Source organism: Pseudomonas sp. USTB-Z (assembly GCF_019691255.1).
Taxonomy (GTDB): Bacteria; Pseudomonadota; Gammaproteobacteria; order Pseudomonadales; family Pseudomonadaceae; genus Aquipseudomonas; species Aquipseudomonas alloputida.
Genome location: NZ_JAECZP010000019.1, coordinates 1 through 25,715 on the forward strand (window position 1 = coordinate 1; position 25,715 = coordinate 25,715).

Genomic DNA, 25,715 nt, shown 5'->3' on the forward strand with positions numbered 1-25,715 from the left:
CTACGGCAACCCGGACTTCGTCAAGTATGCCGAAGCCTACGGCGCCAACGGCCACCGCGTGGAAAGCGCCGAAGGCCTGCTGCCGCTGCTGGAGCACTGCATCAAGACCCCGGGTGTGCACGTGATCGACTGCCCGGTCGATTACAGCGAGAACGACCGCATCCTCAACAGCGAGCTGCGTGAGCGCGCGCTGGCGGTGTAAGCCCTGACGACCTTATCGCTGTAAGCCGGCACCCACAGGTATCTCAGATCCTGTAGGTGCCGGCGGGTGGTAGATGGCAACCACTTCACGCCTGTTGCAATTGATCATTCTCAGGTTCTCTACTCATGGAGAACCCGAGAACATGACTATTGGTTCGACACACAACCCTCCTGCCGATCTGGCCATCGACCCATCACTGCCTATGCAGCCATGGGCCGCACGTTTCCCTAATCCCCCGGATCTCTGCTTCGACTACCGCCGGCTTCTCGAACAAGATCAGGTTGGGAAATAACGGCGTACGGGCCATTTTGTAGGGGGAGTCCTACTGCCATTATGTGACTTTCCTTTGGTCCCATAGGACTCTCCTGACTGTCGCTCCCTGGCCCAACATCGCTTTACTGGCGTCCTTCCAAAACAACCACAAAAAGGAAGCCGCCATGTCTGAATCCTGTTCCCCCGTCAGCCCCGTACGTATCGCTGTCATCCAGTACGACCCTCAGGTCGGTCTTGAGCACTGTGAGAGCAACGTGAGCAGAGGCCTGGCATTGGCCCGGCGCGCAGCACGCGAAGGTGCCAACCTGATCGTACTGCCTGAACTGGCCAACACGGGCTACACCTTCAACTCCCGTGCCGAAGCCTATTCCCATGCGCAGGTGCTGCAGGACGGCCCTTGCCTGAAAACCTGGGCCGACTTCGCCAAGCAGTACCAGGTATACCTGGCTGCGGGGTTTGCCGAATGTGACGGGCTGAAGCTCTACGACAGTGCTGTACTGTTTGGCCCCGAAGGCCTGCTCGGGCACTACCGCAAAGCGCATCTGTGGAACCAGGAAAAGCTTTGGTTCACCCCTGGTGACCTGGGGTTCCCGGTGTTCGAGACGCCTATCGGCCGTATCGGCCTGCTGATCTGCTGGGACATCTGGTTCCCGGAAGTACCACGGGTGATGGCCGCGCAAGGTGCCGACATCATCTGCAGCCTCAACAACTGGGTATGGACCCCGCCGCCGTTGTTCGATGATGCAGGGCGCTGCATGGCCTCGTACCTGACCATGACGGCAGCGCATGTCAACAACGTTTATATCGCCGCCGCGAACCGTGTCGGCAGCGAACGGGGCGGGCGCTTCCTGGGCTGCTCGCTGATCGCCGGTACCAATGGCTGGCCGATCGGCGAGGTGGGCAGTGCAGAAGCCGAGGAGATTATCTATGCCGATGTCGATTTGAGCAGTGCACGCTCGGCACCTATCTGGAACAGCCTCAACGACCTGCCAAGAGACCGGCGCACCGACCTCTACGATGCCACCCTTGGCTATCGCTTGCATGCACCTATGCCACGTTGAGGAGTTGCGAATGAACACGCACTTCTTCTCACGACAGCAGCATTGGCTTGTGTTGATGTTCGGCTGCCTGCTGGTGTTTTTCGCTGCAAGCCTTGGCCATGGCCAATGGCTGGATTATGCACAGAGGGTGGCGACGCTCGATGAGCCGCTCAGCCGCTTGCGCTGGATTGTTGGTGATATCAGTGAAGTGGCTTTCTACAAGCACGAACTGCCCGCGCTAGGCTTGCTGCTGGGGGCGTGCCTGGCGCACTGGGCGCAGCTGCGAGGGTACCGCTGGCAGGGCTTTGCCATTTGCTATGGCAGCGGATTATGGCCATGGGTGTTTACCAGCTCGCTCTTGGGCTTGCTGCTCAGCCATGCGTTGTGGGGATGGACCTTGGCCAGTGGCATCTGGCAACCAACGTTCGTTGCCTTCGTGTCATTGCCGGCAGCCATGGTCTTGCTTTTTGGTGCGGGCTGGCGGGTGACGCTCACGGGGGCGCTAATGGGGGCTCTACTGGTAACACCGGCCAGCCTGCTGATGGTCAATTACCTGTGTTATCCCCTGCAGTTGCCCGTGGTAGTGGGCAATGTGAGTGGCATGGCAGTGGCAAGCGTGGTGGCCTTCATCCTGTGCAAGCGCTTTCCTTCATGGGTACGCCAATGCCGTGAACCCACCGTCGTGGAGCCGGTTGTCAATCAGCCTGACTACGGTGTGGTCTGGACTTTGCGGCGCGTTCTGGCCGACTTCAGCGAAGCCCCATTCTTTGGTAATGAACTGGCCAGCCTCGGGCTACTGCTGGGTGTGTTGCTGGCTTACCTGTTGAGCCCGGCTGCACTGTCCTACGGTTCTATGCTGGTGATGCAAATAGTGGCCGGGCAGGCCCTGGCATCCCTGGTCGGGGTTGTATGCTGGCGTGGACAGTGGAAAGCCCGTGGGTGGTACCCTACCTACATTCCGATCGTGTCGATCGTCCCGGCCGCGGTGTTGACACATGGCGGCAGCTGGCAAGTGGTGGTGGCCAGTGCAGTGCTGGGTGCACTGGTGGCTCCGCCGCTGGCAGTGGCGATCACTCAGAGGTTGCCGGCCTATGTGCATGGCTACATCGGCAATGTGGTGTCGATGGCCATCTGCACGCTTGGCATTGTGCCGGTAGTCGGGTTGATTGTGGGGGGAGAAGCATGAGCGAACATTCGAGCCTGCCCAGGCTGTCGATCGCTACTCTGGGCGGCACGGTCAGTATGCGGGCCGGTGCTGTCGGGGATGGTGTGACGCCAAGTCTGGATTGTGAGCGGCAACTGCTTCAGGTTCCACAGTTGCGCGAGATGGCGCAGTTGAACGTTGCTTCATTGTGCCTGCTCCCCAGTGCATCGCTGGGCTTCGCGACGTTGCTGGAGGTGCTGGCATGGGCCCGGGGCGAGGTGGAGCGCGGAGCTCAGGCCTTGGTATTGAGCCAAGGGACCGACAGCCTTGAGGAAACGGCCTATTTCCTGGATCTGCTCTGGCCATTCGATGCGCCATTGGTGATGACCGGTGCCATGCGCTCGGCGAGTCAGCCGGGCAATGATGGGCCGGCCAATTTGTTGGCTGCGGCTCAGGTTGCATTGGCACAAGACAGCCGTGGGCGAGGTGTGCTTGTGGTCATGAATGATCAGGTCCACTGCGCGGCAAGGGTTCGCAAGACGGCCAGCCTGGCGATGGCGGCATTCGAGTCGCCCGGATGTGGCCCGTTGGGCGACGTTGTGGAGGGTGTTGTGTTGTATCGCCATCCGCCCGGGCGACGGAAAGTGTTGCCGTTACCGTATCGCACCGACCAGCGCGTTGCCCTGCTGGAAGCCTGCCTGGATGCGGACACGGCGCTGCTGCGGGCTGTGGCCACATTGGGTTATGAGGGGGTGGTCATCGCCGGTTTCGGTGCTGGGCATGTTTCCGCCAGTTGGTCCGAAGTGCTGGAACACCTGGCGCCCACCTTGCCGGTCATGGTTGCTACGCGCACAGGTAGGGGGCCTACAGCCCGGGCAACCTACGGGTTTGCTGGTGCAGAGATCGACCTGCAGAAAAAAGGCGTCTACATGGCTGGGCAACTCTGCCCGCGCAAATGCCGCATCTTGCTGTGGCTGCTGATAGGCACCGACCGGCAACATGAGCTGCAGGACTGGTTGCAGCCCTGAACCATCTGCCCGCGCGGGCGTTCGCGCGGGCAGCCCTTCCGGCGTTGCTGTGCTAGGGTGCACACACTTTTGCTTCCCAGGATTCTTACCCATGCTCCCCGTACTCAGCGAAAAAGAACTAGACCGCCTCGAAGACCTGCTGATCACCTATGGCAATGACTACTCGGTGCTGGACCTGGCCGAGCTCAATGGCTTTTTCGTCGCACTCGCCAGTTCGCCGATCACTGTCCTGCCGGAACAATGGCTGCCGGCGGTAGCGGGTGGCAAGGTACCGAAGTTCAAGAAGCCCGCCCATGAGGAGGCCTACACGGCATTGATGCTGCGTTATGCCAGCCAGGTGGCAGAAGAACTGAGCAATGAGGTCGACCAGTTCGAACCGCTGTTCGAGGAACGCGAATGCGAGCAGGGCACTGTGATCGTGATGGAGGAGTGGTGTTTCGGCTACATGCGCGGTACCCAGGTGGCCGGTTGGGGCGAGTTGCCACCGGAGCAGGCCCCGCTCCTCAAGGCCATTTCGCTACATGGGTTGGAAGATAACTTCGAGCTGCTGGACCAGATGAGCAATGAGGATATCCAGGCCTGTGTGCCGCAGGTGGTCGAGGCTGCGCGTGGGCTGTACCGACATTTCAAAAAACTGCACTGATCGGATCGTAGGCTAGCGCTCACCTGCAGGCGCCAGCGCAAGTGTTTGGAAACCATTATTCCGCCCTGCGAAATTATGGTTTCCCCTGCGCACTGATTCTGCTGCCAGCCGATCCAGTGCAGCATGTGCTCCATCAGCCCCATCCCGGCGCTGACCAGGAGCCAAGCCCATGTCGAACCCGATCAAGCTCTACAACTTCCCCAAGTCTGGCCATGCTCATCGCATCGAGTTGATGCTCTCGCTACTGAACCTGCCCACCGAGCTGGTGTTCGTCGACCTGGCCAAAGGCGCGCACAAGCAGCCGGACTTCCTCGCCCTCAACCCGTTCGGCCAGGTTCCGGTCATCGATGACAACGGCACGGTGATTGCCGACTCCAACGCCATCCTCGTCTACCTGGCCAAAAAATATGACAACGGTGCCTGGCTGCCCGAAGAACCTGCCGCCGCCGCCCGTGTGCAACGCTGGTTATCAGTCGCTGCCGGCCCGCTGGCCTTTGGCCCGGCCGCCGCCCGCCTGGTCACGGTGTTCGGGGCTTCATTCAATGCCGACGAAGTGATTTCCCGTGCCCACACCTTGCTCAAGGTGATCGATGCCGAGTTGGCGAAGACGCCATTCCTGGCGGGTAGCACACCCACGATCGCGGACATTGCCAACTACTCCTACATCGCTCACGCCCCCGAAGGCAACGTGTCGCTGGAGCCCTATGCCAATGTGCGCAACTGGCTGGCGCGGATCGAGGCGCTGCCGCGTTTCGTCCCCATGCCGCGCACCGTGATCGGGCTGCAAACCCACGCCTGAAACCCCGCCATCGCGAGGAACGCCGCCATGCAACAATCTCCTGATCACCGCCCCTCGCCCTGGCATACGGGTGAAAAGACCCTGCAGGAAAAGGTCGGTGTAGCAGAACGCATGGAGGCGTTCGGGCAAAAGGTCATTCGTGACCACATGCCCGACCAGCACCGAACGTTCTATCACCAGTTACCCTTCATGGTCGCCGCCAGTGTGGATGCCCAGGGTCGGCCTTGGGCCACGCTGCTGGAGGGGCCAGAAGGGTTCGTAAGCTCGCCCGACCCCCGTATGCTGACGATCCACACCACGCTGCCAGCAGATGACCCCGCCACCCCCGGGTTGGCAGCCGGGCAGGCGGTCGGCCTGCTGGGGATCGAACTGCACACCCGTCGGCGCAATCGCATCAACGGGCAGATCCGTCACGCTGCCCAAGGGCAACTGCAAGTGGCCGTAGAGCAGGCGTTTGGCAACTGCCCGCAGTACATCCAGTTGCGTGACTACACCCGCGTCACCGAACCCGCCCTCGGGCGCATCGATGCGACAACACTGGATACCTCAACCGTCAGCATGATCCAGGCGGCCGATACCTTCTTCGTCGCCAGCTATGTCCAGCATGCTGACGGCCAGCGCTCGGTAGATGTCTCTCATCGTGGTGGCCGGCCAGGGTTCATCAAGGTCGAAGGTAATCGGCTGACGATTCCCGACTATGCTGGCAATCTGCATTTCAACACCTTGGGCAACCTGGTGGTCAACCCGCGGGCCGGCTTGCTGTTCATCGACTTCAATAATGGCAATGTGTTGCAACTGTACGGGCGTGCGGAGGTGCTGCTGGACAGCCCGGCCATCCAGGCCTTTGAAGGGGCTGAGCGGTTATGGACACTGCAGGTCGAGCAGGTGGTGTGGCGTCCGGCAGCCGTTGCGCTGCGCTGGGCTTTCAAGGAATACGCGCCGACCAGTCTGATGACCGGTACCTGGGCCGAGGCCGATGCGCGCCTGGAGCAGCGGCAACAACAGCGCCAATGGCTGGCCTGGCGGGTGCTGCGGGTGGAGCAGGAAAGCCGCGACATCCGCTCGTTCTATCTCGAACCACCGGCAGGCTGCCATGTGGCCTTTGCCCCTGGCCAGCATCTGCCTGTGCAGGTGCCGCGTGATGGCGAGCCGGCGCTGATCCGCACCTACAGCCTTTCAAGTGCCCCCGACGATGGATTCTTGCGCATCAGCGTCAAAGCCCAGGGCCCGGCTTCGCGGTATTTGAATGAGCACGTTGTGGCCGGCGAGGTGTTGAATGTGCGGTCGCCGATGGGCAGCTTCACGCTTGATCAGCAAAGCACGCGCCCGTTGGTGCTGATCGGCGCGGGGGTGGGCATCACGCCGTTGCTGGCCATGCTGCGTCAGCAGTTGAGGACGGGGCAGGCCCGGCGCATTCATCTGTTCCATGGCGCACGCAGCCTGGCCGACTTGCCGTTCCAGCAGGAACTGGCGACCTTGCAGCAACAGGCTGGCGAACTACTGCATATACACCGCGCCCTGAGCCAGCCTGAAGGGCACGCGCAGGTCGGTCGTGATTACGAGTTTGCCGGCCGGTTGGGTATCGAACAGGTCAAGGCAACGCTGGCGTTGGACGACTACGATTTCTACCTGTGTGGGCCGGGCAGCTTCACCCAGCAGCTTTACGAAGGGCTGCGTGGGGTGCATGTGCCGGATGCGCGGATTCACGCCGAAGCGTTTGGCCCGTCGACGCTGCGGCGGCACAGCGACGCAGACCAGCCAATCTTGCAACAGCCGCCTGCCGCCGACGAACCGGTGCCGGTGTATTTTGCTGCGTCGGCCAAGGAGGCTCGCTGGGTGCCCGGTAGCGGCACCTTGCTGGAACTGGCCGAGGCGCGTGGGCTGGCACCGGAGTTCAGTTGCCGGGGTGGTTCGTGTGGTACCTGCAAGACCCGGCTGGTGAGCGGCCAGGTGCATTATCCGAATCCGCCGGCAGAGTTGCCGGAAGCAGGGTCGGTGCTGATCTGTTGTGCTGTGCCAGCGAAGGGGGAGGAGGGGACGCAGGCGTTGGTGCTGGATGTCTGATTCAAGCCAGTCGTAGGAGCGGGCTTGCCCGCGAAGAGGCCGGCACAGCTAACACCACGCATCCAGATGAACGATAATCCGCACGCCCCATTACCCTCAGGAGCCCGCATGGACCAGATCCACCTGATGAAGGTATTCGTCGCCGTCGGCGAGCTGGAAAGCTTCGCCGCGGCTGCCCGCCGTCTGGACATTTCTGCGGCCGCCGTCACCCGCGCCGTCAGCGCCCTGGAAGAGCAGCTCGGGGTCAAACTGTTGCTGCGCACAACACGCAGCGTGCGTCTGACCGAGGCCGGCGGCCGCTATCTGGAAGACACCCGGCACATCCTCGCCAGTATTCACGAGGCCAATGAAGCCGCTGCCGGCATCAATGCGACGCCCAGGGGCGACCTGGCGGTGACCGCGCCGATTTTGTTCGGCAAGAAGTTCGTCATGCCGTGCATCGTCCGTTACCTGCAGCAGTACCCGGAAGTCGATGTTTCCGCGTTTTTTCTCGACCGCGTGGTGAACATGGTCGAGGAGGGCATGGACGTGGCCGTGCGCATCGGGCCGTTGCCCGACTCCGGGTTGAAGGCGTTGCGGGTGGGCAGGGTGCGGCGCATGTTGTGTGCCTCACCCGACTACCTGGCGCGCCATGGTGTGCCGAAGCACCCGTCGGACCTGGCCGGGCATGCGATAATCGGCACCACCAACCTGTCGCCGCGGGCGGGTTGGCGCTTCGGAGTGACCGACGAGCCGACCTTGGTGCGCATGAAGCCACGGCTGACGGTAACCAGCAATGACGGGGCAATCGCAGCTGCCAGCGGCGGGCTGGGGATTGCCCGGCTGCTGTCGTACCAAGTGGCAGACGAACTGGCCAGCGGGCAGTTACAGGTGCTGCTGGCCGAGTACGAAGAGGCGCCCTGGCCCATTCATGTGCTGCACCGCGAAAGCAAGTACGGCTCGGCCAAGGTCAGGGCCTTTATCGACATGCTGGCGCAAGACTTGCGCGATCAGCAGCTGGATTGAGGTCGTGTAGCGCGTCGAGAAATGGCGCCAGACAATGTTCGCTATCGTGACGGCCCTTTTTCAGGCAGCCCGCTCACAACACCCGATACTGCATCCTGAACCCCAGGGTCATTGCCTCCCCCCGGTTCAGCAACCGCAACCCCGGTCGCCCTGGCAGGTGATGCGCATTGATTGGGTGGCTAACAGGTTCAAAGCAGAAAAAACCTTGTCCCTGCGGGCAATACAGCAAGAAGTGTTCGGCCCCATTGGCACTGCACGCCAGTCGATAACCCGCGCTGGGCTGTTCGATCACGCACTCGCCTGGCCAGCCACTGAAGGCGTGATCAACCACTGTCTCGGGTAAACGCCCCATGGCATTGAAGCGCCATTGTTCGGGCACCTCGGCCTGGTACGACGGCAACCGCCCATCCTCGGCCAGCCACACGTTGCGTGCCGATGCGTACAACTTGGTATCGGGATACCGCGGAAAGTAAGGGTGCAACCCCAACCCGTACCAGTTGGCCGACTCATCCAGATGGGTTACATGCAGGTCCAGGTTCAGGCACCCCTCATGCAGATGCACATCCAGCGTGGCCCGGTAAGCAAACGGCACAGCACTGTCTAGCGTCAGCCGTGCTCGCTGTTCACTGTGGTGCTCCACCTGCCAGGCCTGCTGCCAGGCACTGCCATGGATCGGGTAAGGGTCATGCCCGGTATTGGGTGCCAGTGCCTGCCACCCCTCGGGTCGGGCAAAGCCACCCTCGCCAATGCGGTTGGACCAAGGCGCCAGTGGGTAGCAGGCGAGGCGTCGTGGCGTACCACTTTCCAGTGCGGCCAGGTCGGAATGGCGCAGCAGCGCTTGCCCGGTCGCTTTCACTTCCCAGTTGACCAGGCTGGCGCCCAACTCCGGAGCCAGGCTCAGGCGGGTCAGGCGGTCCTGCAGGTGCAGTTCGGTCGCAGGCATTCAAGGCTCCATTTAAATGAACGATCAATTGGCCCGACGGTAGGTGAGCAGCACGATGCCGCACACCACCACCGCGCCGCCGAGTAATTGCAGGGTGCCCAGTTGCTGGTCGAGCAAGGCCCAGCCCAGCAGTAGCGTGGCGATGGGTTCGACGTTCATCACGGGTGCGTTCTGCGCCATGTTCAGCCTTGGCACACAAACGAACAGCAAGGTGAAGGCCAAGCCATACAGCACTACCAGGCTGGCCAAGGCCGCCCAGCCACTGCTGCTGCCTGGCAGTGACAAACCGGACGGCATCACGCCGCTTGCGCCTGCAACCAGCATGCTGGAGAACACGATCAGCAAAGTCAGCAGGCTGCGCACGGGGCCGCGCACGCTGGCCAGTTTATGGTCGGTGATCCACAAGGCGCAGGCAAAGGCACAGGCGGCGCCGAAGGCCAGGCTGACCCCCGGCACCCAGTGCGGGTTGGCCGCAGCGCTGTCGGCCAGGCGTGCCGGGACATCCAGCGCCAGCACCAGGCCGCACAGGATCAGGCCCATGAACAGTACGGTGCGGCCCGTGGGGCGTGCGCCGCCCAGCGCCCAGGTGAGCAGCGCCAACAGCATCGGGAAGGTGTTGCCCACCAGCAGTGCCAGAGCCACCGGAATACGCGCCACCGCCGAGTACAGGCAGAGGCTCTGGGTGGCAATCAGCAAGCCGAGCAGCAGCTGCCAGCGGCGCGCACCAGCGGGCAGGGCCAGGGCCTGACGTTGCCACAGCAGCAGCCCGGCCAGTACCAGGAAGGTGATGCCCGAGCGACAGAGAATGGCCAGCAACACGCCGGTGCCGTCATCGAAGGCAATGCGCGCGGCGACATGGTTGCCGGCGAACGAACAGGCCAGCAGGGCCAGCAGGGCGATGGCCAGCTTGCGTGGGAACAGGGGTACGGCAGAGGAGGGGACAGCCATGTGCAGGATCCATTTGCAAGAGCCCAGGGGCCGCCAAGCGGCCCCCGGTCATAATTACAGCACCACGCTAGGCAGCCACAGCGAGATCGCTGGAATGTAAGTCACTGCCATCAGCACCAGGAACAGCGCCAGGTAAAACGGCAGCAGCGCCTTCACCGTCGACTCGATGCTCACCTTGCCAATGGCCGAGCCCACGAACAGCACCGCGCCCACCGGTGGCGTTATCAGGCCGATCCCCAGGTTTACCAGCATGATCATGCCAAAGTGCACCGGGTCCACGCCGATACCGGTAATCACCGGCAGCAGGATCGGGGTAAGAATCAGGATCAGCGGCGCCATGTCCATCACCGTGCCCAGCAGCAACAACATGAAGTTGATGCACATCAGGATCACGTAGCGGTTGTCCGACAGGGTCAGGAACGCCGTGGTGATCTTCGACGGGATCTGCATCAGCGTCATTACGTAGCCGAAGCTGGCGGCGAAGCCGATCAGGATCATCACGATGGAGATGGTCCGTACTGTGCGGTGCATCAGCTTGGGCAGGTCGCGCCACTTGTAGTCGCGGTAGATGAACATGGTCACGAAGAACGACCACACCACCGCCACGGCTGCCGATTCGGTGGCGGTGAACACCCCCGACAGGATACCGCCGAGGATGATGACCATGGCCATCAGGCCCCACAGCGCCTCACCGGCAATTTTCAGCGCCTGGCGCAGCGGGATCACTTCGCCCTTGGGGTAGTTGCGCTTCTTGGCGAACAACAGGCACAGGCCCATCATCACCGCGCTCAGCAGCAGGCCGGGCATCACCCCTGCCATGAACAGCGAGGCGATCGATACCGTGCCGCCCGCCGCCAGCGAGTACAGCACCGAGTTGTGGCTAGGCGGGGTCAGCAACGCCTGCACCGAACCGCTGACGGTTACGGCGGTGGAGAACTCGCGGGGGTAACCCTTGCGTTCCATCTCCGGGATCAGCACCGAGCCCACCGAGGCGGTATCGGCTACCGACGAGCCGGAAATCGCGCCAAAGAAGGTCGAGGCCATGATGTTGACCAGCGACAGCCCGCCACGCACGAAGCCCACCAGCACTCCGGCAAAAGCCACCAGCCGCCGCGACATGCCGCCTTCGGCCATGATCGCGCCCGCCAGCACGAAGAACGGAATCGCCAGCAGCGAGAACTTGTTAACCCCACTGGCCACCTGGATCATCATCGCCTGCAGCGGGATGTCGATCCACCAGGCGCCGATCAGTGCCGACAGGCCCAGGGCGTAGGCTACCGGCATGCCGATCAGAATCAGCACGATGAAACTGCCCAACAGAATGAACGCTTCCATTTACGCAGCTCCTTCGTTTTCTTCGACCAGATCAAAGCGCACGACCTTGCGGTTGCTCTGATCGTCCAGCAGGAGTTTTTCCAGCACGAACACCAGCGTCAGCACGCCGCCGACCGGGATCGGCGCGTAAGTCATGCCGACCCGCACACCGGGCAGCGAGGCCAGCGACTGGTTCCAGGTGGTGATGCACAGCCGGGTGCCGTAATAGGTCATGAACACGCACACCACGATCATCAGCAGTTGTACCAGCAGGGCGACCAGCTGGCGCTGCAGCGGCGGCAACCGGTCGGTAATCATCCCCACCGCCATATGCGCCCCGGCGCGATAGCTGGCGGCGGCACCAACGAAGGTGAATACCACCATCAGCAGGATCGAGACCGGCTCTGGCCAGCTGGAGCCGGTACCCAGCACGTAGCGGGCGAAGATGCCCCACGGGATGATCAGCGTCATGGCCAGGATCGACAGGCCCGCGATCCAGATGCAACTGCGGTACAGCGTGTCGTTCACGCTCAGGAAAAGCGATTTCATAGGCATCACCAAAGCGGCAGGGCGGCGGCGGCCGCACTGCCGAGGTCGTCTTGGAAGGGGCTGGTATTACTGGACGGCGTCGATACGCTTCATCAGGTCGGCGTACTGCGCGCCGTACTTCTCGCGTACCGAGGCGGTGGCGTCATAGAACGGCTTCTTGTCGACAGTGATGAACTCGACACCGGCGGCCTTGAGCTTCTCTTCGCTGGCGGCAGACTTGGCGTCCCACAGCGCGCGTTCTTCCATCTGTGCTTCGCGCGCGACCTTTTTCACCAGCACCTGCTGCTCGGGAGTGAGCTTGTTCCAGGTGGTCTTGGACATCACCACCGGCTCCGGCAGGATCAGGTGGCCGGTCAGGGTGTAGTACTTGGCGCTCTGGAAATGGTTGTGCTCAAGCAAGGTCGGCGGGTTGTTCTCGGCGCCATCGATCACCCCGGTTTGCAGGGCACTGAAGATTTCCCCGGTGTCCATGGCGATACCGTTGCCGCCCATGGCGTTCATCATGTCGATGAACAGCGGGTTGCCCTGTACGCGAATCTTCATGCCTTTGAGGTCTTCCAGGCTGCGCACCGGCTTTTTGGTGTAGATGCTGCGCGAGCCGCCGTCCATCCAGGCCAAGGCCACCAGGTTGAAGTCGGAGTTGGTGATCTTGTCGAGGATCTCCTGGCCGATCTCGCCATCGATAATCTTGCGCATGTGATCATGGTCGCGGAACACGAACGGCATGTTGAACACGTTCACATCCGGTACGACCGGGCCGACGATCCCTAAGCTGACGCGGGTCATCTGCACGGCGCCGATCTGAGCCTGTTCGATCACTTCCTTCTCCGATCCCAGCACCCCGCCGGCGAACATCTTGAAGGTAATGTCGCCATTGCTGGCCTGTTCCAGCTTTTTACCCATGTTCTGCTCGGCGACCACGGTCGGGTAGCCGGCCGGGTGGATTTCGGCGAACTTGATGTCCAGCGCCGAGGCGGGCATGGCCACGCTGAAGGCGAACGGGAGTACGGCAAGAAGCAGCTTGCGTTTGAACGTCATGATGAAACTCCGTGGTTTTTATTATCCGGTTTCGGGCGTGCAAGTGTGGGTGTGGCAGTGGGGCTCAGCCCCGGTAGGCAGGTTCCTCCAGGCCCTTGGTGCCAGGGTTGAGGGCAAATACCCCGCCAGCCAGTGGCTGGTCGCCGAGGTCGATGCCCGCGGGGCGGATCGAGGTGACGTACAGGGTGTCGAGGTTGGCGCCACCAAAGGCGCACATGGCCGGCTTTTTCACCGGCACGCTGAGCGAGCGGTCGAGGCGCCCGTCAGGGGTGAAGCGGTGAACTTGCCCGGCGTCGTTGCCGCAGATCCAGTAGCAGCCATCCTGGTCGATCGCGGCGCCGTCGGGGCGCCCTGGGTAGCCGCGCATGTCGACGAACAGCCGTTTGTTGTGCGGCGTACCGCTGTCGGTGTCGTAGTCGAAGGCCCACACCTTTTGCACGTTGGGGTGCGAGTCGGACAGGTACATGCGCTTGCCATCGGGGCTGAACGCCAGGCCGTTGGGCACGATCATGCCGTCCTGCTGCAGGTGCAGGTGGCCTTCGCCGTCATGCCGGTACAGCGCACCCACATGGGCGCCTTGCTGCATGTCCAGCAGCATGGTCCCGGCCCAGAAGCGGCCCTGACGGTCGCAGCGGCCATCGTTGAAGCGCATGCTGGCCTGGGCGTGCTGCACGTTGCTGAGCAGCCGGCTGTCCAGGATGCCGTCCGCCCTGGCCTGGAGCTGAAAGATGCCGCTTTCCATACCCGCAACCCAGCCCTGACCGCTGCGGGCGATGCAGGCCAGCATCTCGTCGCCTTGCCAGCACTGGTGTTTGCCATCGGCCGCTTGCCAGCGATGCAATTGGCGAGCGGGAATGTCTACCCAGTACAGGGCCTGTTCACCGGGGTGCCACACAGGGCTTTCGCCGGTACCGTTACGGGCGTCGACGATCAGTTCGCAGTTCATGGCCGTGCCTCCTGGCGTGGGGTCAGTTGAACGGGCCGGCCACGGCGAAAGCGCCGCCCTGGTAGACCATGCTCGGGTCATCGGCGGCGGGTGCCGGTTGGGCCTCCACGGCTGCGCGGAAGGCTTCCGAGCTGTCCTTGGGCACATAGCCCAGGTGCGCGGCATGGCGGTTGTCCCACCACACGGTGCGATTGTCGGAGGCGCCGTAGACGATGGTATGGCCAACGTCGGGCGTCGATAGGCCACGTTCGATCAGTTGCACCAAGTCGTCATAGCTCAGCCAGGTGCAGAGCATGCGCGGGTTCTGTGGCTGCGGGAACGACGAGCCGATGCGAATGCTGACGGTCTCGATGCCGTAGCGGTCAAAGTAGAAGCTGGCCACATCTTCGCCGTAGCACTTGGACAGCCCGTAATAGCTGTCGGGACGGCGCGGCGCGTGAGCATCGATGCGCTCATCCTGGCGATAGAAACCGATGGTGTGGTTGGAGCTGGCGAAGATGATGCGCTTGACCCCATGCTTGCGCGCCGCCTCGTACACGTGGAACACGCCGCAGATATTGGGGCCGAGAATCTCTTCGAAGGCGTGCTCGGTAGAAACCCCGCCGAAGTGGATGATGGCGTCCACGCCTTCGACCAGTGCATGCACCGCAGCCTTGTCGGCCAGGTCGCAGGTGATGACTTCCTCATGCGGGCCAGCAGCAGGCGCCATGGGGCTGATGTCGGAAAGGCGCAGGACCTCGGCGTAGCCTTTCAGGCGTTCGCGAAGGACCTTGCCCAGGCCGCCTGCGGCTCCGGTGAGCAGCAGGCGATTGAAGGGGGTAGTGGTCATGGCCGGCTCTTGTTGTTAGTTGTTGTAGGTTGTCGTATGACTTGGGTGATTATTGGCGGTGGTTCTGTGTGTTGTCAATGAGGCTTGGGCGGCTTTTGCCGGCCTTTTCGCGGGTAAGAAAAGGCGAAAGGCCTGCGCGGTCGCCCGTAGGAGCGGGTTTACCCGCGAATGGGCCAGGCCTGCTGGCCAATCTCCACCCGCCGTTCACCGTCGCCGCCACCACCGTATTCGCGGGTAAACCCGCTCCTACACCTGATCAATGGTGGACACAGGTCGGTGGTTGGGCGCAGGCCGTCGTGTAGGAGCGGGTTTACCCGCGAAGAGGCCAGGCCTGCTGGCCAATCTCCCCCCGCCGCTCACCGTCTCCGCCACTACCGTATTCGCGGGTAAATCCGCAGGTCTTGATCAGAGCAACGACAATGGGTAGTTGAAGATCAGCCGGTTCTCATCAAACTCGTTATTGCTGTAATCCCGGCGAATCGACGAGTTACGCCATTTCACACTCAAATCCTTGAATGCCCCGCTCTGGATCACATACGCAAGCTCCGTTTCACGCACCCACTCCTTGCCATCGGTCACCCCCCCGCTGTGCACATCGCGCCCGCTGATGTAGCGGTTCATCAAGGTCAGCCCTGGCACCCCGACGGTGACGAAGTTGAAGTCATGACGCACCTGCCACGAACGTTCGTTGGCGTTGTCGAAGCTGGAGTTGTAGCTGTCGTTGGCCAGGGTCCCGCCGCTGGTGCCGTTGACCCGCATCCAGGTATCGCCATCGACCTTCTGCAGCCCGACCCAGAAGGTGCTGCCACCGTACTTGGCCGAGAACATCCCCGAGTAGGTCTTGTTATCCAGTTCACCAGCGCGTCTGGAGCCGTCGTCATCGCCATGGAAGTAGCCCAGGTTGGCGCCCAGTGTCCAGTCTCCAACCGGCTGGCTGTGGCTCAGTTGCAGGTACTGCTGCTGATACACGTCCTTGAGCACCGCATTCCACAGCCCGACCAGGGTACGGTCCTTGTTGAACTTGTACTCGCCGCCGACGAAGTTGAAGCGGTCCGATACCCCGCCGCCGTAGCTCATGTCTTCCATGCTGGCGTCGTTGCGCGGGCTGTTGCCGCGGAACTGCCCGCCGTACAAGGTCAGGCCGGCAATTTCGTTTGATGTGACCTGCCCGCCACGGAACGTCTGTGGCAACGAACGCCCGTCGTCCGAGCGAAGAATCGGCAGCACCGGCATCCATTCACCGATCTTCAGTTCGGTCTTGGAGATTCGGGCCTTGCCTGCCACTGCCAGGCGCCCGTAATCGTCAGCAGGCTTGCCATCGTCATGGCGTGGCAGCAACGCCGTGCCATAGGTACCGCCACCGCCGTCGAGCTTGACCGACCACAGCCCCAGCACATCCACGCCGAAGCCGATTGGCCCTTCTGTGAACCCCGAGCGGGCATCGAGAATGAAGCTTTGCGTCCACTCCTCGGCCTTGCTCTGTGGGTTGCTGGGGTTGGTGAAGTTGCGGTTGATGTAGAAGTTGCGCAGCCCGAGCGTGGCCTTGCTGTCCTCGACAAATCCCGCAGCCAGGCTGGTGCCCGGCAGGCCGGCGATAACCCCGGCGCCAAGCAGGGCGAAGGGCAGGGTGTGGCAGATTTTCATTATTGTTGTGCTCCCTAAGGGTGTGGCAGCCCGTCCACCGGGCACGCGCAAGCGGCCTGCGGCAGGGGCGGGTAGATAACGGGCCGGTCAGGGCCAGGGGTGAATACGCGGTAACCGGGCGCTACGTATTGGCAGGCGTACGCGAGCTGGCCGGGGGAAGAGGGGTATGCAACAGACGTAGGTGTAGCGGGATGGATGTCGACATGAGTTCGTCCACTGATTGTTGTTTTTGTTATGTGTTGTCGTACAACTATGGGCGATTATTAGCAAGGGGGAGGAGGGCTGTCAACGGCTGATCGCAGAGCAAATAGGGTACTAGACGCCAAAAACTGAGCTGCAGAGGCTCTAGCCTGAACGCGCTGCAGACATACTACAACTGCCATGCACCACGCACGTCCACGATCTATTGCTAGCAGGCGGGCTTGCCCGCGAACACGGGTAAAGCCTGTGCCATCCACCCCATTGGCTGCTTCGCACCGCAAACCGGGGACAGGGTTACAAATCAAATCGAAACAGCGGTGGCCCCATCCCCGAGCCTGCGCTATCTTCAGATCTGGCCTCGCCCTTGACCACTTAGACTGGCATGTCCAGTCCCGGCATCCTTGCTGGTGCCGTACCCCTCCTGTCGGCAAGGGCGAGGCCTCTTCATTTGAAGGGAATGGCGCTGTGGTCACTTCCGGCAGACAAACTGCCATTGCAGAATAGCCAAGATCAGTGCTTTGTAATGACAATCGTCTTTACATGAGGGCTATGTCATGGCTTCTATCAATATCCGCGTCGACGACGATCTCAAAGCCCGCGCCTACAAAGAGCTCGATCGCCTCGGTGTCACCCCCTCCGAACTCATGCGCCAGGCCCTGCAATATGTAACTGAGCGGGGCAAGCTACCCTTCCGGCCGGTCCTGATGACCGAGGAAGATGAAGACCTCATTGCCACTGTACAAGAGCGGCTTGCTTCTCCGCAGCGCGTGAGGGTACAGCTGGATGACCTATAGCCTCGACTTTGATTCCCGCGCATTGAAAGAGTGGAAGAAGCTGGGCGATACCGTGCGTCAGCAGTTAAGAAGAAACTGGCAGAGGTCCTGCTGAAACCTCGAATCGAGGCAAGCCGCCTTCACTCGCTGCCAGATCGCTACAAAATAAAGCTTCGCAGCAGTGGGTACGGGCTGGTCTATCAGGTCATTGATCAAGAGATCGTGGTTTTTGTCGTCGCTGTCGATCGCCGTGAGCGGGATCAAGCTTATAAAAAGGCTGCTGAGCGACTTTAGTAGGCCTATAGGGTTTGGCAGCCCCAGGCCGAAATCTCAAGGTAAAACACCGCCTCAAAGCTAGAGCTGTGCTTTGGTGGGAGCGGGCTTGCCCGCGAAGAGGCCAGCACAGGCAATAAATGGCCCCTGTTCACATGGGCCTTCGCAGGGGCGGTCTTTTATAGGATTAAGAAATCAATCTTCTTAACTGACGTCAGGACTCTCGGGGAAAATCATAAAAAAAGGCTGCCAATCGGCAGCCTTCTCGATGCTCAGCCCTCATTTTTCACTGAGCGTCGAATAAAACCCTTTAATGAATAGAGGTTTTATCAGCAAGAAACGAACGAAAGAATCAAGAAAACTGAACCGGATGATAACTTTTCACTAACGATCGAATGACGTTGGCAAAAAATATGGTGATTACAGGTAGGGCATCCGCTCAGTGACCGGGAAGGCAGCTAGAATTGCTAGCTTGCATCGTACGTTTAAATAGGAAGCAAGTATTTGATCACTCTTCTATTGGTAGAATGGCCGAATAATGCTAGATGAGCGTAATAGTATAAATTGGCTGCATGAGCGAACATTTACTTTTGTGTTGAAATTTTTTGCGGGCTGAGCTGATATGTTGCTGTTAGAAATCATCGGAGCGGTGAGGGTTGATTTTTTTCATGTGGTGAGAAACATCACTTTGCTTGATGAGCTGCTTTCCTGATAACTCTGGAGGGAGACCGCTTGCAATGCGTATTTCACCTTTTGCTAACAATTCCCTGAAGTAATATTTTAAACCTATGCGCGCATCAGCCATGCCAACAGTACAAACCACTTTCAAAAGTCCTCTTAGTTTCTTGTAGTCCTCTGGGCTTACCCAGCGTCTTTTTTGTGCATGAATTATTTTTATGTAACCAGTTTTGATGAAGTTTCTGGTTAAAGCACATGATGATATATTTAGCTTTATACATACTTCACGAGTCGATATTAGGGTTTTTAGGTAAGTTTTTTTTGTTTTCGCTTTTGATAAAACGAACCCTATGCAGGTTAAGTCGCGAACTCTGTAAATAGTTTCAGAAGCGACCCCTTGTTTTTCATGAACCGGGAAAATATTTTTCTGTGCCAAGAAGCTTCCTATTTTCGTAGTAGGTATGCCACACCATCTCGAAATCGTTATGCCGTTAACGTGGGTCGTTGCAAAATTTGTAGCTTTTGATTTGCTGATGAAAAGAGAGCTTTGTCCCCCATCGCAGTCAGAAGAGAGGTCATGAGTTTTTAAAAGAGATATTATGGTCTTTGCTGTAAGTTTTAGATATTTACTTGCCTCGAGGATTGTCATGCTTTCCTCTGTGGAGCTAGTGTTGTGAGATATTAAACTATCTATATCTTTTCTTAGGAATATGTGTGTGCTGCTACCATCCCGAAGCGGTCCTGTGATGGGTTTTATTCCTAAGCTGATTACCAAGTTGGTTGCGATAGGGACGCTTGTGCCAATCATCTTGGAGTAATCAGTAGCTTTCAAAAAATTATGTTTGGCAAATATTACTTCTGTAATTAAAAGGTAGATCGCCGTCGACCCTCCGCTACGCTTTCGGTGGGGAGTAAACCAACCATTTTTAATGAGAGCCGCTATGGAACTGTCTGTGAAGCCTAATAATTTGGATGCTTCATTAAAGGTGCAGTAAGCATCAAGGTTTTGCTCATCAACAAGCTTTAAATGATCCCCGGTTGCGGAGTTGCGTCTATGATATGGTTTATGTCCTTCTAGGTAATGAATAATGCTTTCGGTATCATGGCGATGTATTAATGTCAGGTATTTAAATGTAATAGGGGTATAGGGCGAAATATTCAAAGTATGCATGGCTAATCTTATAGCTCTTTTTGTCCGGTTTGTTCTCTCGGAGAGGTGGTCTAAGGTTTCGTACTTCTCTGTGAAGCTGTGAAGTTGAGCTTCTGACATTCCAATATTGTGATGGTTCGATAGGGTGGTTGTATCAAGCAAGTTCTCCCTAATTAATCGTTTAATTGTGTTTAAGGGTACTCTCAGTCTCTGTGCGACGACGTCTAGAGTCATGTTTTTTTCTGGTTCAATATTAGGGGTGAGATTTCGCCCCTTCAATTCTTCAGCTGCCTCAAGAAGCTGCAAAATAAGGTTCTCAGAGAATAGGTGTCCAGAGCCAACACTTCTCCATAAAGATTGTTGTTCTCTGAGAAAAATTAGCCATAATTTTTCTGGCAGTCCTATTAACTTTTTCAGCTGGAAACGTGATAACGAAAGTGGTTGCTTTTGCAGGGGTGTGAGCGCGGAGATTGAGATGGGCGAGAGTGAAAGGGGGGGCGCGTCGGATTCTAAAAAGGTAAGTACGGCACTTCTTGCTGCTTCCGTTTTCACTCGACTGAGTGCTGCTGATATCACCCTTCGCTCCAAGTGCGGGTGATGATAATGTAGCGTAAAGAGGTAGTTTTCCAGCGCTTTTTTGTCGCCTTCAACTATAGCTATGGCAGCAATCAATGTGTATCTGTTCTCGTCATGGCCTAAAACCGGAAATTTGTAGTTAAGTAAGAGCAGAGCACGTTCGAAATAATCGATATTTTCTTGTTTCGACTCTCGAAACCAGTTCAGCAGGGTCTGTTCTGGTTCAGCTTCTTTGGGATTGCAGGGAGGGGAGGTGATTTCGTTTTGGCATACTCTGCATTGAAGTGTCAGTGTGTTAAGCCAGTGTAAGCGTAGTTTACATGTTGGGCAGGTGAATAAGTAAGTTCTGTCATGTAAAGGGCAGTGCATGCATACTCTGAAATCTTTAATGAAATGCTCTTTTCCCGTCCTCCAGCATTCTGAACAAAAGCCTGTGCCTGACCAACGTAGCATTCTGTCCTTGACGGTGACTCCATTTACAATGTGATATTTCGAGCCTGCTATAACTGTTGGCGTGTAAAAGCCAGATAAAAAGCGATCTCCATGAACACCGGCTATTTTGGCGATCCAAGCTGGTACATTCCCTAGACTACTAAGTTGCTGGGCATTCGCATTTGAGGGTGGAGCCCCTAGGCTATGAAACTGCGTGGGCGAAACGCACCCGTGTTTAATAACCAATCGTTTAATTAGACTAGTTGGGCTTTCTTCTGGAAAGGGGAAAGGCACAAAAAAGAATTCGTTCATGGCGTTATCCTAAACTCCTGGATTTTTGATTGAACATCTTTGCTATATAAAAATTTAAAGCTGTTCATCGGATCTAATGAGAACGGATTGCCAGGAGTTAGCCTCGTGTCTAGGCTGAGCAGTTCACAAGCATAGTGAAAGTCGGCCAGTTTTAAGCCTTTACCGTCATCGCGCAGTAGGCATCGCTTCAGCGCAACGAAAAGTACCTTCCTCAGCCAACCCAGATTCCCGGCTGTTGCCAAGTAAAGATTTAATGCAATCGCTGGGTCATGTATATTTATTTCACCATTAAGCTTGGTGATTGTGGATATGGCCTCATCAAGTTTTTGTAGTGTGCGAATGTACTCCGAACTCGGATCTTCACTGTAGCTAAAAAACTCCATGTTGACTTGGTAGGGGAATCTTGTAGCAAAAGAGTCAAGATGCCGTCGAATGTCAACGCATTCTTCAGTGCCGCTAATTATTACTGGTTTGCCCAATGCATTAATGAAAGAAGCTATCCAACCAAGAGTCTGAGGGCGGATTTTCTTAGCAGTACCAACACACAAACGGTTAATTTCGTCTAAGAAAACTAGCTCAACACGCCTTTGCTTAAGTAAGTGAATAAGTTGTTGCGTCATTTCCTCGGTACTACCTTTGGGATTTTCGATGCCCAGTGCAATCAGCATTTTTCGCGGCATGCCTTTGATAGTAACTTCGCTAGGTACTTCAAAGTAGATTACGGAAGCGCATAAGTCGACGCCGCCTTCGACTTCTGCCGAATATTTTTCTTTGAATTGGCCCATTACTTGGAAGCAAAGTGTTGTTTTCCCGACTCCAGATTTGGCACATAATATAGCGCCGTAAGGTTCGCCAGACGTGTTGGTGTCCTCAATCGCATTGAGTAGTATAGAATGGGCAGCATTGAAGCGTGGGAAGTGAACAATGCAGTTTCTAAATTTGTTTAGCAGAGAGCTAATTTCATCGACTTTCAAATTAGTCATCTCCAAGTGTTATGGTGAAATCTCCAGGGGTATCACTGTTGTACTCATCGCAAGCCAGTGCGAGAGATAGCGCACGTGTTTGTGGCTCTGAGGACTCCGTGGGCTGTTGCAGATTTTGGTCTCCATTTTCCAAGGCTGCCATAAGTGGTTGGTAGCCTTTTTTATTGGCTTTAGCGATTTTCCAGAGAAGTTGCGTTCGTGCTTCTTCAGCCCTGCAATAACAATGGGTTTGCCTTACTGCTTTTTGCTGTGCTCGTATCATGTGATGGAAGTTTAATGTCAAGCCGTTTTGATATGCAGGATGTAGAGCGTTCAATGGCTGGATATCATCAGGGTGGCTAGGGTGGCAGATCCACGCTTTACCAACATCGCCAGCATCAAAATAAAGAACCAGCTTCTTGGCCTTGGGCTGTTTTGTCCTGAAATAGCTAACGGCGGGGCCCCACCAATGTAAGTTGTCGTGACGCACTCGTCCGCTTGCCGTACCGGTGACTTCCGCAGACCGCCAAAAGCAGCGCCGCAAATCGTCTCCAGAGAACCGATGTGGCTGAAACTGCGTGCTCAAGCCTATTGTCCAGGCTTCGTTAGGAGACATTTCCAGTGAGCTGTGCTTGGCTGCATGATAGGTGTCGAGCCACGCGGCGAAGATGCTCCTGGCTTGTTCGAGCGTGTACATTGCCTGCTCTTCCGAATTGTAATCACCCCTTGCTTCAATACTCCCTTTGGTTGTTCCTCGCAGTTGATGCTCAATCTCACAGGCCCACGTCTCGAAGAATCTCTCTACATGTGGCTTTTGGTTCGGTTCGCCTGGCTCGCAAAAGGTAACTTCAGCACCCATCAGCCACAGAACCTTTCTCAACGATTTGGCGATGAACTCTGAGCCGTTATCGAAAATGTACAGCTCTGACAAACCACTATGCGGGTTATCGGCGTTCAATGAATCTCGCAATACGAGAATGGTAGTGTCTAAAGAGGCAGGATTAAATGAAAGGTGCCATGCAATTATGAACCGAGTTTTAATCTCGATAAATACGGTAAGTACTGGTTTGCCTAGTGGCTTTCCGTGTTTATCCACTAATATTAAGTCCAAGGGGCGCGAGTCGGCTTCTACACGCTCGAACAGACGCTCAGGCTCAGGAATTGTTGCACCCCAGTAATGAGCTCTCTTCGCGGCCTTTCGACCGCGTTGATGGAGGGTGGTTTCGTGAGCGTCGATCTCATTAATTATCCTATAAAGTGTGGATATTGATGGGATACGAAATTGCTCAGTGGTGCGGCGCCGACTATTAAGCGCATCCAGCTTTAACCTGATGCTGCTGATTAATGCTGTCTTGGTAAATGGCGTCGTTGTCCAATAGAAACTGGCGATGTCGGATTTTATTAAGTTTTGGACCTCGAATGGTTGGTGCGAAATGTGTTTGTTTATGGGTCTGAAGGTATTTGGTATGAGAGAGGTAAAGTTTCTTCCTGCATCAAGGAATGTCCTTTTCCACTCCCATAAAGTGGTGAAGCTAGGCGCTTTATGTGGGCCTATTCTGTTAGTCATGATCTCAATGAACTCGGCATAAGTTCGTCTTGTTACCCAGGTGTATTCTTCCAATAATGCTCTGACGTAAGCGACCCGCGTTTCCAGAGTGCGAGCTGCCTTTTTAGGCAGCCGGGCAATGATTAAATTAGGGTCGGTCTGTATAGGGGCTTCTTGTATCTTCAGCATTTTACCTTGGTCAACAGCTCGCCGAAGAGCGGAGAGATACTGATATAAAACTTGGGGAGGCCCGTAGACCGAGCGTAATTGCACGCGCTCGCCGTCCATCTCCATGACTTGGTAATCTCTACCGCAATAGTGATAGCGTTCTCCAGCTCGAAATTCAGTCAACGCACGCATGTTAAGAATTCCGCACGCGGGAATCGAGATTGAAGGGTTGGCTAAGATTGACGGAGGTCATCTTGTAAAAAATTGAATAGGCAATGTCTTCAGGCAGATAGCCGCTGCTCAGTAGATGCCGGACTGATAATTCATCAGAACCTGAATCAGTGATTGTACCAACTACCCGATGTGCGCCTTCTGACGTGCCATGCAGGGCGTGATGGTAAAGAAGCTTAAGATTATCAGTTTTTGGGGATTGGCTAATGCTGGCGAGAGTGATTATTTCCAGAGTTAGCCCCGCTTCACCAAAGAGTTCGCGGAGCCCGCTCTGCCTATCTTTCTCTACTTGAAGGATGACAGATGCAGGCTTCAACAGTTCGTAGAAGACCATATGGCCTTCTTCGAACAAGGCGCAGAAGTCAGGGCTGTAGCACTGATTACTGCTTTCGAAGCGAATTTTTCCGGGCCGGCTGCAGTAGCCTGTGACCCTGGGGTCATATTCTAAATGAATACAAAAATCCGAATGCTGAAGCACCGCGCAGCCCACAGCGGACTTGTTTTTATTCGATGGGAAGTGGGTGACTCGCCTATGGTGTTGACCAGTCGTTAATTCAGCACGCGCTGTGATCGTAACTGTGCTTGGCAGATGGCGTTTCAGATCAAGTTCCATAAAGTCTCCGTATAGACGGGCTATGGGCTCTCTAATCAAAATTTTGATCTTCCCCTGCCTCAGGCTCTGACTGTGGGCTTGACGCGGGTCAGCGGGGAAGACATCCGCGTTGACTCCATTCTCACCCAGCTCGGCACACCTTGACAGACCATCATATAAATCAAATCTATCGTTCTGACGTAGGCAATTTTTCGAAAAATCAATAGGTTAACAAATGCGAAAACTTCTGCATTTGTGAATAGGGACGGCAATGACCGCTCCTTGTAGTGCCGCAAGTCCGTCATGTAGTGGTAAGGCTTGATGTGTAGTGCTGCTACATTTTTTGTTGCGACACTACATTCAGATGCAATCCGTTTCCTCCTTATGGGTTAAGGCGACACTGCAAAGGAGTAGTTATATGAGGGACAGCCGGTTGGATTTGCCCGAGCTCAGACGTGCTCGTGGGATTGCTTTTTCCGTTTCGGTGGCTGAATGCTACAGGTGTCAAGACAGTGCTGCAGCGGTAGCAGCCTGTGAGGCAGCCCACGACATAACCGTCCTTCCACGAACGGGAACACCTCTAGAACTGCTCAAGCTTTGGCGACGCCGATTCAAAGGCGCCGTTGCTTCTGAGCCAGCTCGAGTGATTTTGTATGAGCGCTTTCCCGACCTCCGTGGCGTTTTCGATTCCTCCTTGTGGAGCTTGCTTAAGCCAGATTTGTTGTCCACACGCGTTGAAGAATTAGCGCGATCGTTGCGCTTGAATGGCAAGCAGTTGGTGGGCTTCAGCCCGAAGTCATTGGAAATACTTTCCGACTGCCCTCATTGGCAGCGGCTCGCTCCGCTTCTCGCGATCCTTCGTTCGAAATCGAGCGCGTTCCTCATGCAGCGCCGCTGGTTGAGTAAGTCCTTTGCAGCTTTTTGCTGCTTGATGTGTGTGCGACCAGGTCATAGAAAACTGGCTGTACCGCTTTGGAAGGCAATTGATTCATTAGAGGACCAGGGTAAGCTGGGTGACATAGCGTTTTGGCCGGCGGACGGGGCGTCGTTCGAGCGCCTCGTGATGAAGCAGATCAAACTGGGTGATCGGCTGATTAGTCGCGGATGGGTCGATGGTTGGGACGATGAATGTCTGCATTGGCTTTGGTCATTGGCTGAACCACAACACACTGGGTTAGTGGAAACGCTACTATCCACGGATGTAGTCCCGCACGTCATGAAACCGCCCGCGGTAGCCATTGAAGTGCAACGGGCATTAGTCAAAAGGGCACGATTTGTTGTCACGCTGTCGATGTGAAGAGGGATCAGACCCTCCAGATCACTCAATGTCCTCCGAGCGATAGGCCCAGGTCGGTAAAGGTTTGCTTGCTATGGTACCGGTCGAGTAGCAATACCCTGCCGATGTTCACGCT

The 25,715-nt window shown here is 57.1% G+C and carries 22 protein-coding genes and 1 pseudogene; 11 read left to right on the forward strand and 12 right to left on the reverse strand.

Annotated elements, in window-relative coordinates; genetic code table 11:
* From I8746_RS20015 to I8746_RS20050, 8 genes are all read left to right on the forward strand, one after another.
* Positions 1-202, forward strand: a 202-nt coding sequence (locus tag I8746_RS20015; RefSeq protein WP_256817661.1) for a thiamine pyrophosphate-dependent enzyme, incomplete at its 5' end; no start/stop codon positions are given.
* A gap of 437 nt (positions 203-639) precedes the next feature.
* Positions 640-1,536 carry a nitrilase family protein gene (locus I8746_RS20020; protein ID WP_012051440.1) on the forward strand — a complete coding sequence of 299 codons (897 nt, stop codon included), beginning with the start codon at positions 640-642 and terminating at the stop codon, positions 1,534-1,536.
* Positions 1,537-1,546: 10 nt separating this feature from the next.
* Positions 1,547-2,701, forward strand: coding sequence for a hypothetical protein (locus I8746_RS20025; protein ID WP_221100976.1), 1,155 nt, complete (start codon positions 1,547-1,549; stop codon positions 2,699-2,701).
* Positions 2,698-3,687, forward strand: coding sequence for an asparaginase (locus I8746_RS20030; RefSeq protein WP_088513455.1), 990 nt, complete (start codon positions 2,698-2,700; stop codon positions 3,685-3,687). Before I8746_RS20025 ends, I8746_RS20030 begins: the two co-directional genes overlap by 4 nt.
* A 91-nt stretch (positions 3,688-3,778) precedes the next feature.
* Complete coding sequence (locus tag I8746_RS20035; RefSeq protein WP_221100977.1) at positions 3,779-4,330, forward strand: UPF0149 family protein; 552 nt, start codon at positions 3,779-3,781, stop codon at positions 4,328-4,330.
* A gap of 169 nt (positions 4,331-4,499) precedes the next feature.
* On the forward strand, positions 4,500-5,129 hold the full coding sequence (locus tag I8746_RS20040; protein WP_012051444.1) for a glutathione S-transferase family protein: 630 nt from the start codon (positions 4,500-4,502) through the stop codon (positions 5,127-5,129).
* Between the two features lie 27 nt (positions 5,130-5,156).
* Positions 5,157-7,193 (forward strand): pyridoxamine 5'-phosphate oxidase family protein, encoded by a 2,037-nt coding sequence (locus I8746_RS20045; RefSeq protein WP_221100978.1) that lies wholly within the window; start codon positions 5,157-5,159, stop codon positions 7,191-7,193.
* 108 nt (positions 7,194-7,301) lie between these two features.
* Positions 7,302-8,198, forward strand: a complete 897-nt coding sequence (locus I8746_RS20050) for a LysR family transcriptional regulator (RefSeq protein WP_003254840.1) — start codon at positions 7,302-7,304, stop codon at positions 8,196-8,198.
* Between the two features lie 73 nt (positions 8,199-8,271).
* Here I8746_RS20050 and I8746_RS20055 read toward each other — a convergent pair whose 3' ends face one another.
* The 8 genes from I8746_RS20055 to I8746_RS20090 form a co-directional block, all read right to left on the reverse strand.
* The gene (locus I8746_RS20055; RefSeq protein ID WP_221100979.1) at positions 8,272-9,141 is read right to left on the reverse strand and encodes an aldose 1-epimerase; all 870 of its coding nucleotides are present in this window, start codon (positions 9,139-9,141) and stop codon (positions 8,272-8,274) included.
* Between the two features lie 24 nt (positions 9,142-9,165).
* The gene (locus I8746_RS20060; protein WP_014755559.1) at positions 9,166-10,089 is read right to left on the reverse strand and encodes an EamA family transporter; all 924 of its coding nucleotides are present in this window, start codon (positions 10,087-10,089) and stop codon (positions 9,166-9,168) included.
* A 54-nt stretch (positions 10,090-10,143) separates the two neighbouring features.
* A complete protein-coding gene (locus I8746_RS20065; RefSeq protein WP_014755560.1) occupies positions 10,144-11,424 on the reverse strand; it encodes a TRAP transporter large permease in 1,281 nt (426 codons plus the stop codon).
* A complete protein-coding gene (locus tag I8746_RS20070; protein ID WP_221100980.1) occupies positions 11,425-11,952 on the reverse strand; it encodes a TRAP transporter small permease in 528 nt (175 codons plus the stop codon).
* Between the two features lie 66 nt (positions 11,953-12,018).
* Positions 12,019-12,990, reverse strand: coding sequence for a TRAP transporter substrate-binding protein (locus I8746_RS20075; RefSeq protein ID WP_012051448.1), 972 nt, complete (start codon positions 12,988-12,990; stop codon positions 12,019-12,021).
* A 64-nt stretch (positions 12,991-13,054) separates the two neighbouring features.
* Positions 13,055-13,936, reverse strand: coding sequence for a glucurono-1,5-lactonase (locus I8746_RS20080; protein WP_221100981.1), 882 nt, complete (start codon positions 13,934-13,936; stop codon positions 13,055-13,057).
* 22 nt (positions 13,937-13,958) lie between these two features.
* A complete protein-coding gene (locus tag I8746_RS20085) occupies positions 13,959-14,765 on the reverse strand; it encodes an NAD(P)-dependent oxidoreductase (RefSeq protein ID WP_003254828.1) in 807 nt (268 codons plus the stop codon).
* A gap of 405 nt (positions 14,766-15,170) precedes the next feature.
* Positions 15,171-16,409 (reverse strand): OprD family porin, encoded by a 1,239-nt coding sequence (locus I8746_RS20090; protein ID WP_221100982.1) that lies wholly within the window; start codon positions 16,407-16,409, stop codon positions 15,171-15,173.
* A 755-nt stretch (positions 16,410-17,164) separates the two neighbouring features.
* Between I8746_RS20090 and I8746_RS20095 the strand changes: the two genes are divergently transcribed.
* The gene (locus I8746_RS20095; protein ID WP_221100983.1) at positions 17,165-17,404 is read left to right on the forward strand and encodes a type II toxin-antitoxin system RelB/DinJ family antitoxin; all 240 of its coding nucleotides are present in this window, start codon (positions 17,165-17,167) and stop codon (positions 17,402-17,404) included.
* Positions 17,394-17,677: pseudogene (locus I8746_RS20100) on the forward strand (type II toxin-antitoxin system RelE family toxin). The gene I8746_RS20095 and the pseudogene I8746_RS20100 overlap by 11 nt, the downstream one beginning before the upstream one ends.
* A 610-nt stretch (positions 17,678-18,287) precedes the next feature.
* Here I8746_RS20100 and I8746_RS20105 read toward each other — a convergent pair.
* Genes I8746_RS20105 through I8746_RS20120 form a run of 4 tightly spaced genes read right to left on the reverse strand, consistent with a single transcriptional unit; the run spans position 18,288 to position 24,324 of the window.
* Positions 18,288-20,804 carry a hypothetical protein gene (locus I8746_RS20105; RefSeq protein WP_221100984.1) on the reverse strand — a complete coding sequence of 839 codons (2,517 nt, stop codon included), beginning with the start codon at positions 20,802-20,804 and terminating at the stop codon, positions 18,288-18,290.
* Positions 20,801-21,778: a TniB family NTP-binding protein gene (locus I8746_RS20110; RefSeq protein WP_221100985.1), complete on the reverse strand. Its 978-nt coding sequence runs from the start codon at positions 21,776-21,778 to the stop codon at positions 20,801-20,803. The genes I8746_RS20105 and I8746_RS20110 overlap by 4 nt, the downstream gene beginning before the upstream one ends.
* 1 nt (position 21,779) lies before the next feature.
* A complete protein-coding gene (locus tag I8746_RS20115) occupies positions 21,780-23,672 on the reverse strand; it encodes a DDE-type integrase/transposase/recombinase (protein WP_221100986.1) in 1,893 nt (630 codons plus the stop codon).
* Between the two features lies 1 nt (position 23,673).
* Positions 23,674-24,324: a hypothetical protein gene (locus I8746_RS20120; RefSeq protein WP_221100987.1), complete on the reverse strand. Its 651-nt coding sequence runs from the start codon at positions 24,322-24,324 to the stop codon at positions 23,674-23,676.
* Positions 24,325-24,721: 397 nt separating this feature from the next.
* Between I8746_RS20120 and I8746_RS20125 the strand changes: the two genes are divergently transcribed.
* On the forward strand, positions 24,722-25,600 hold the full coding sequence (locus I8746_RS20125) for a hypothetical protein (RefSeq protein WP_221100988.1): 879 nt from the start codon (positions 24,722-24,724) through the stop codon (positions 25,598-25,600).
* Positions 25,601-25,715 lie beyond the last annotated feature (115 nt).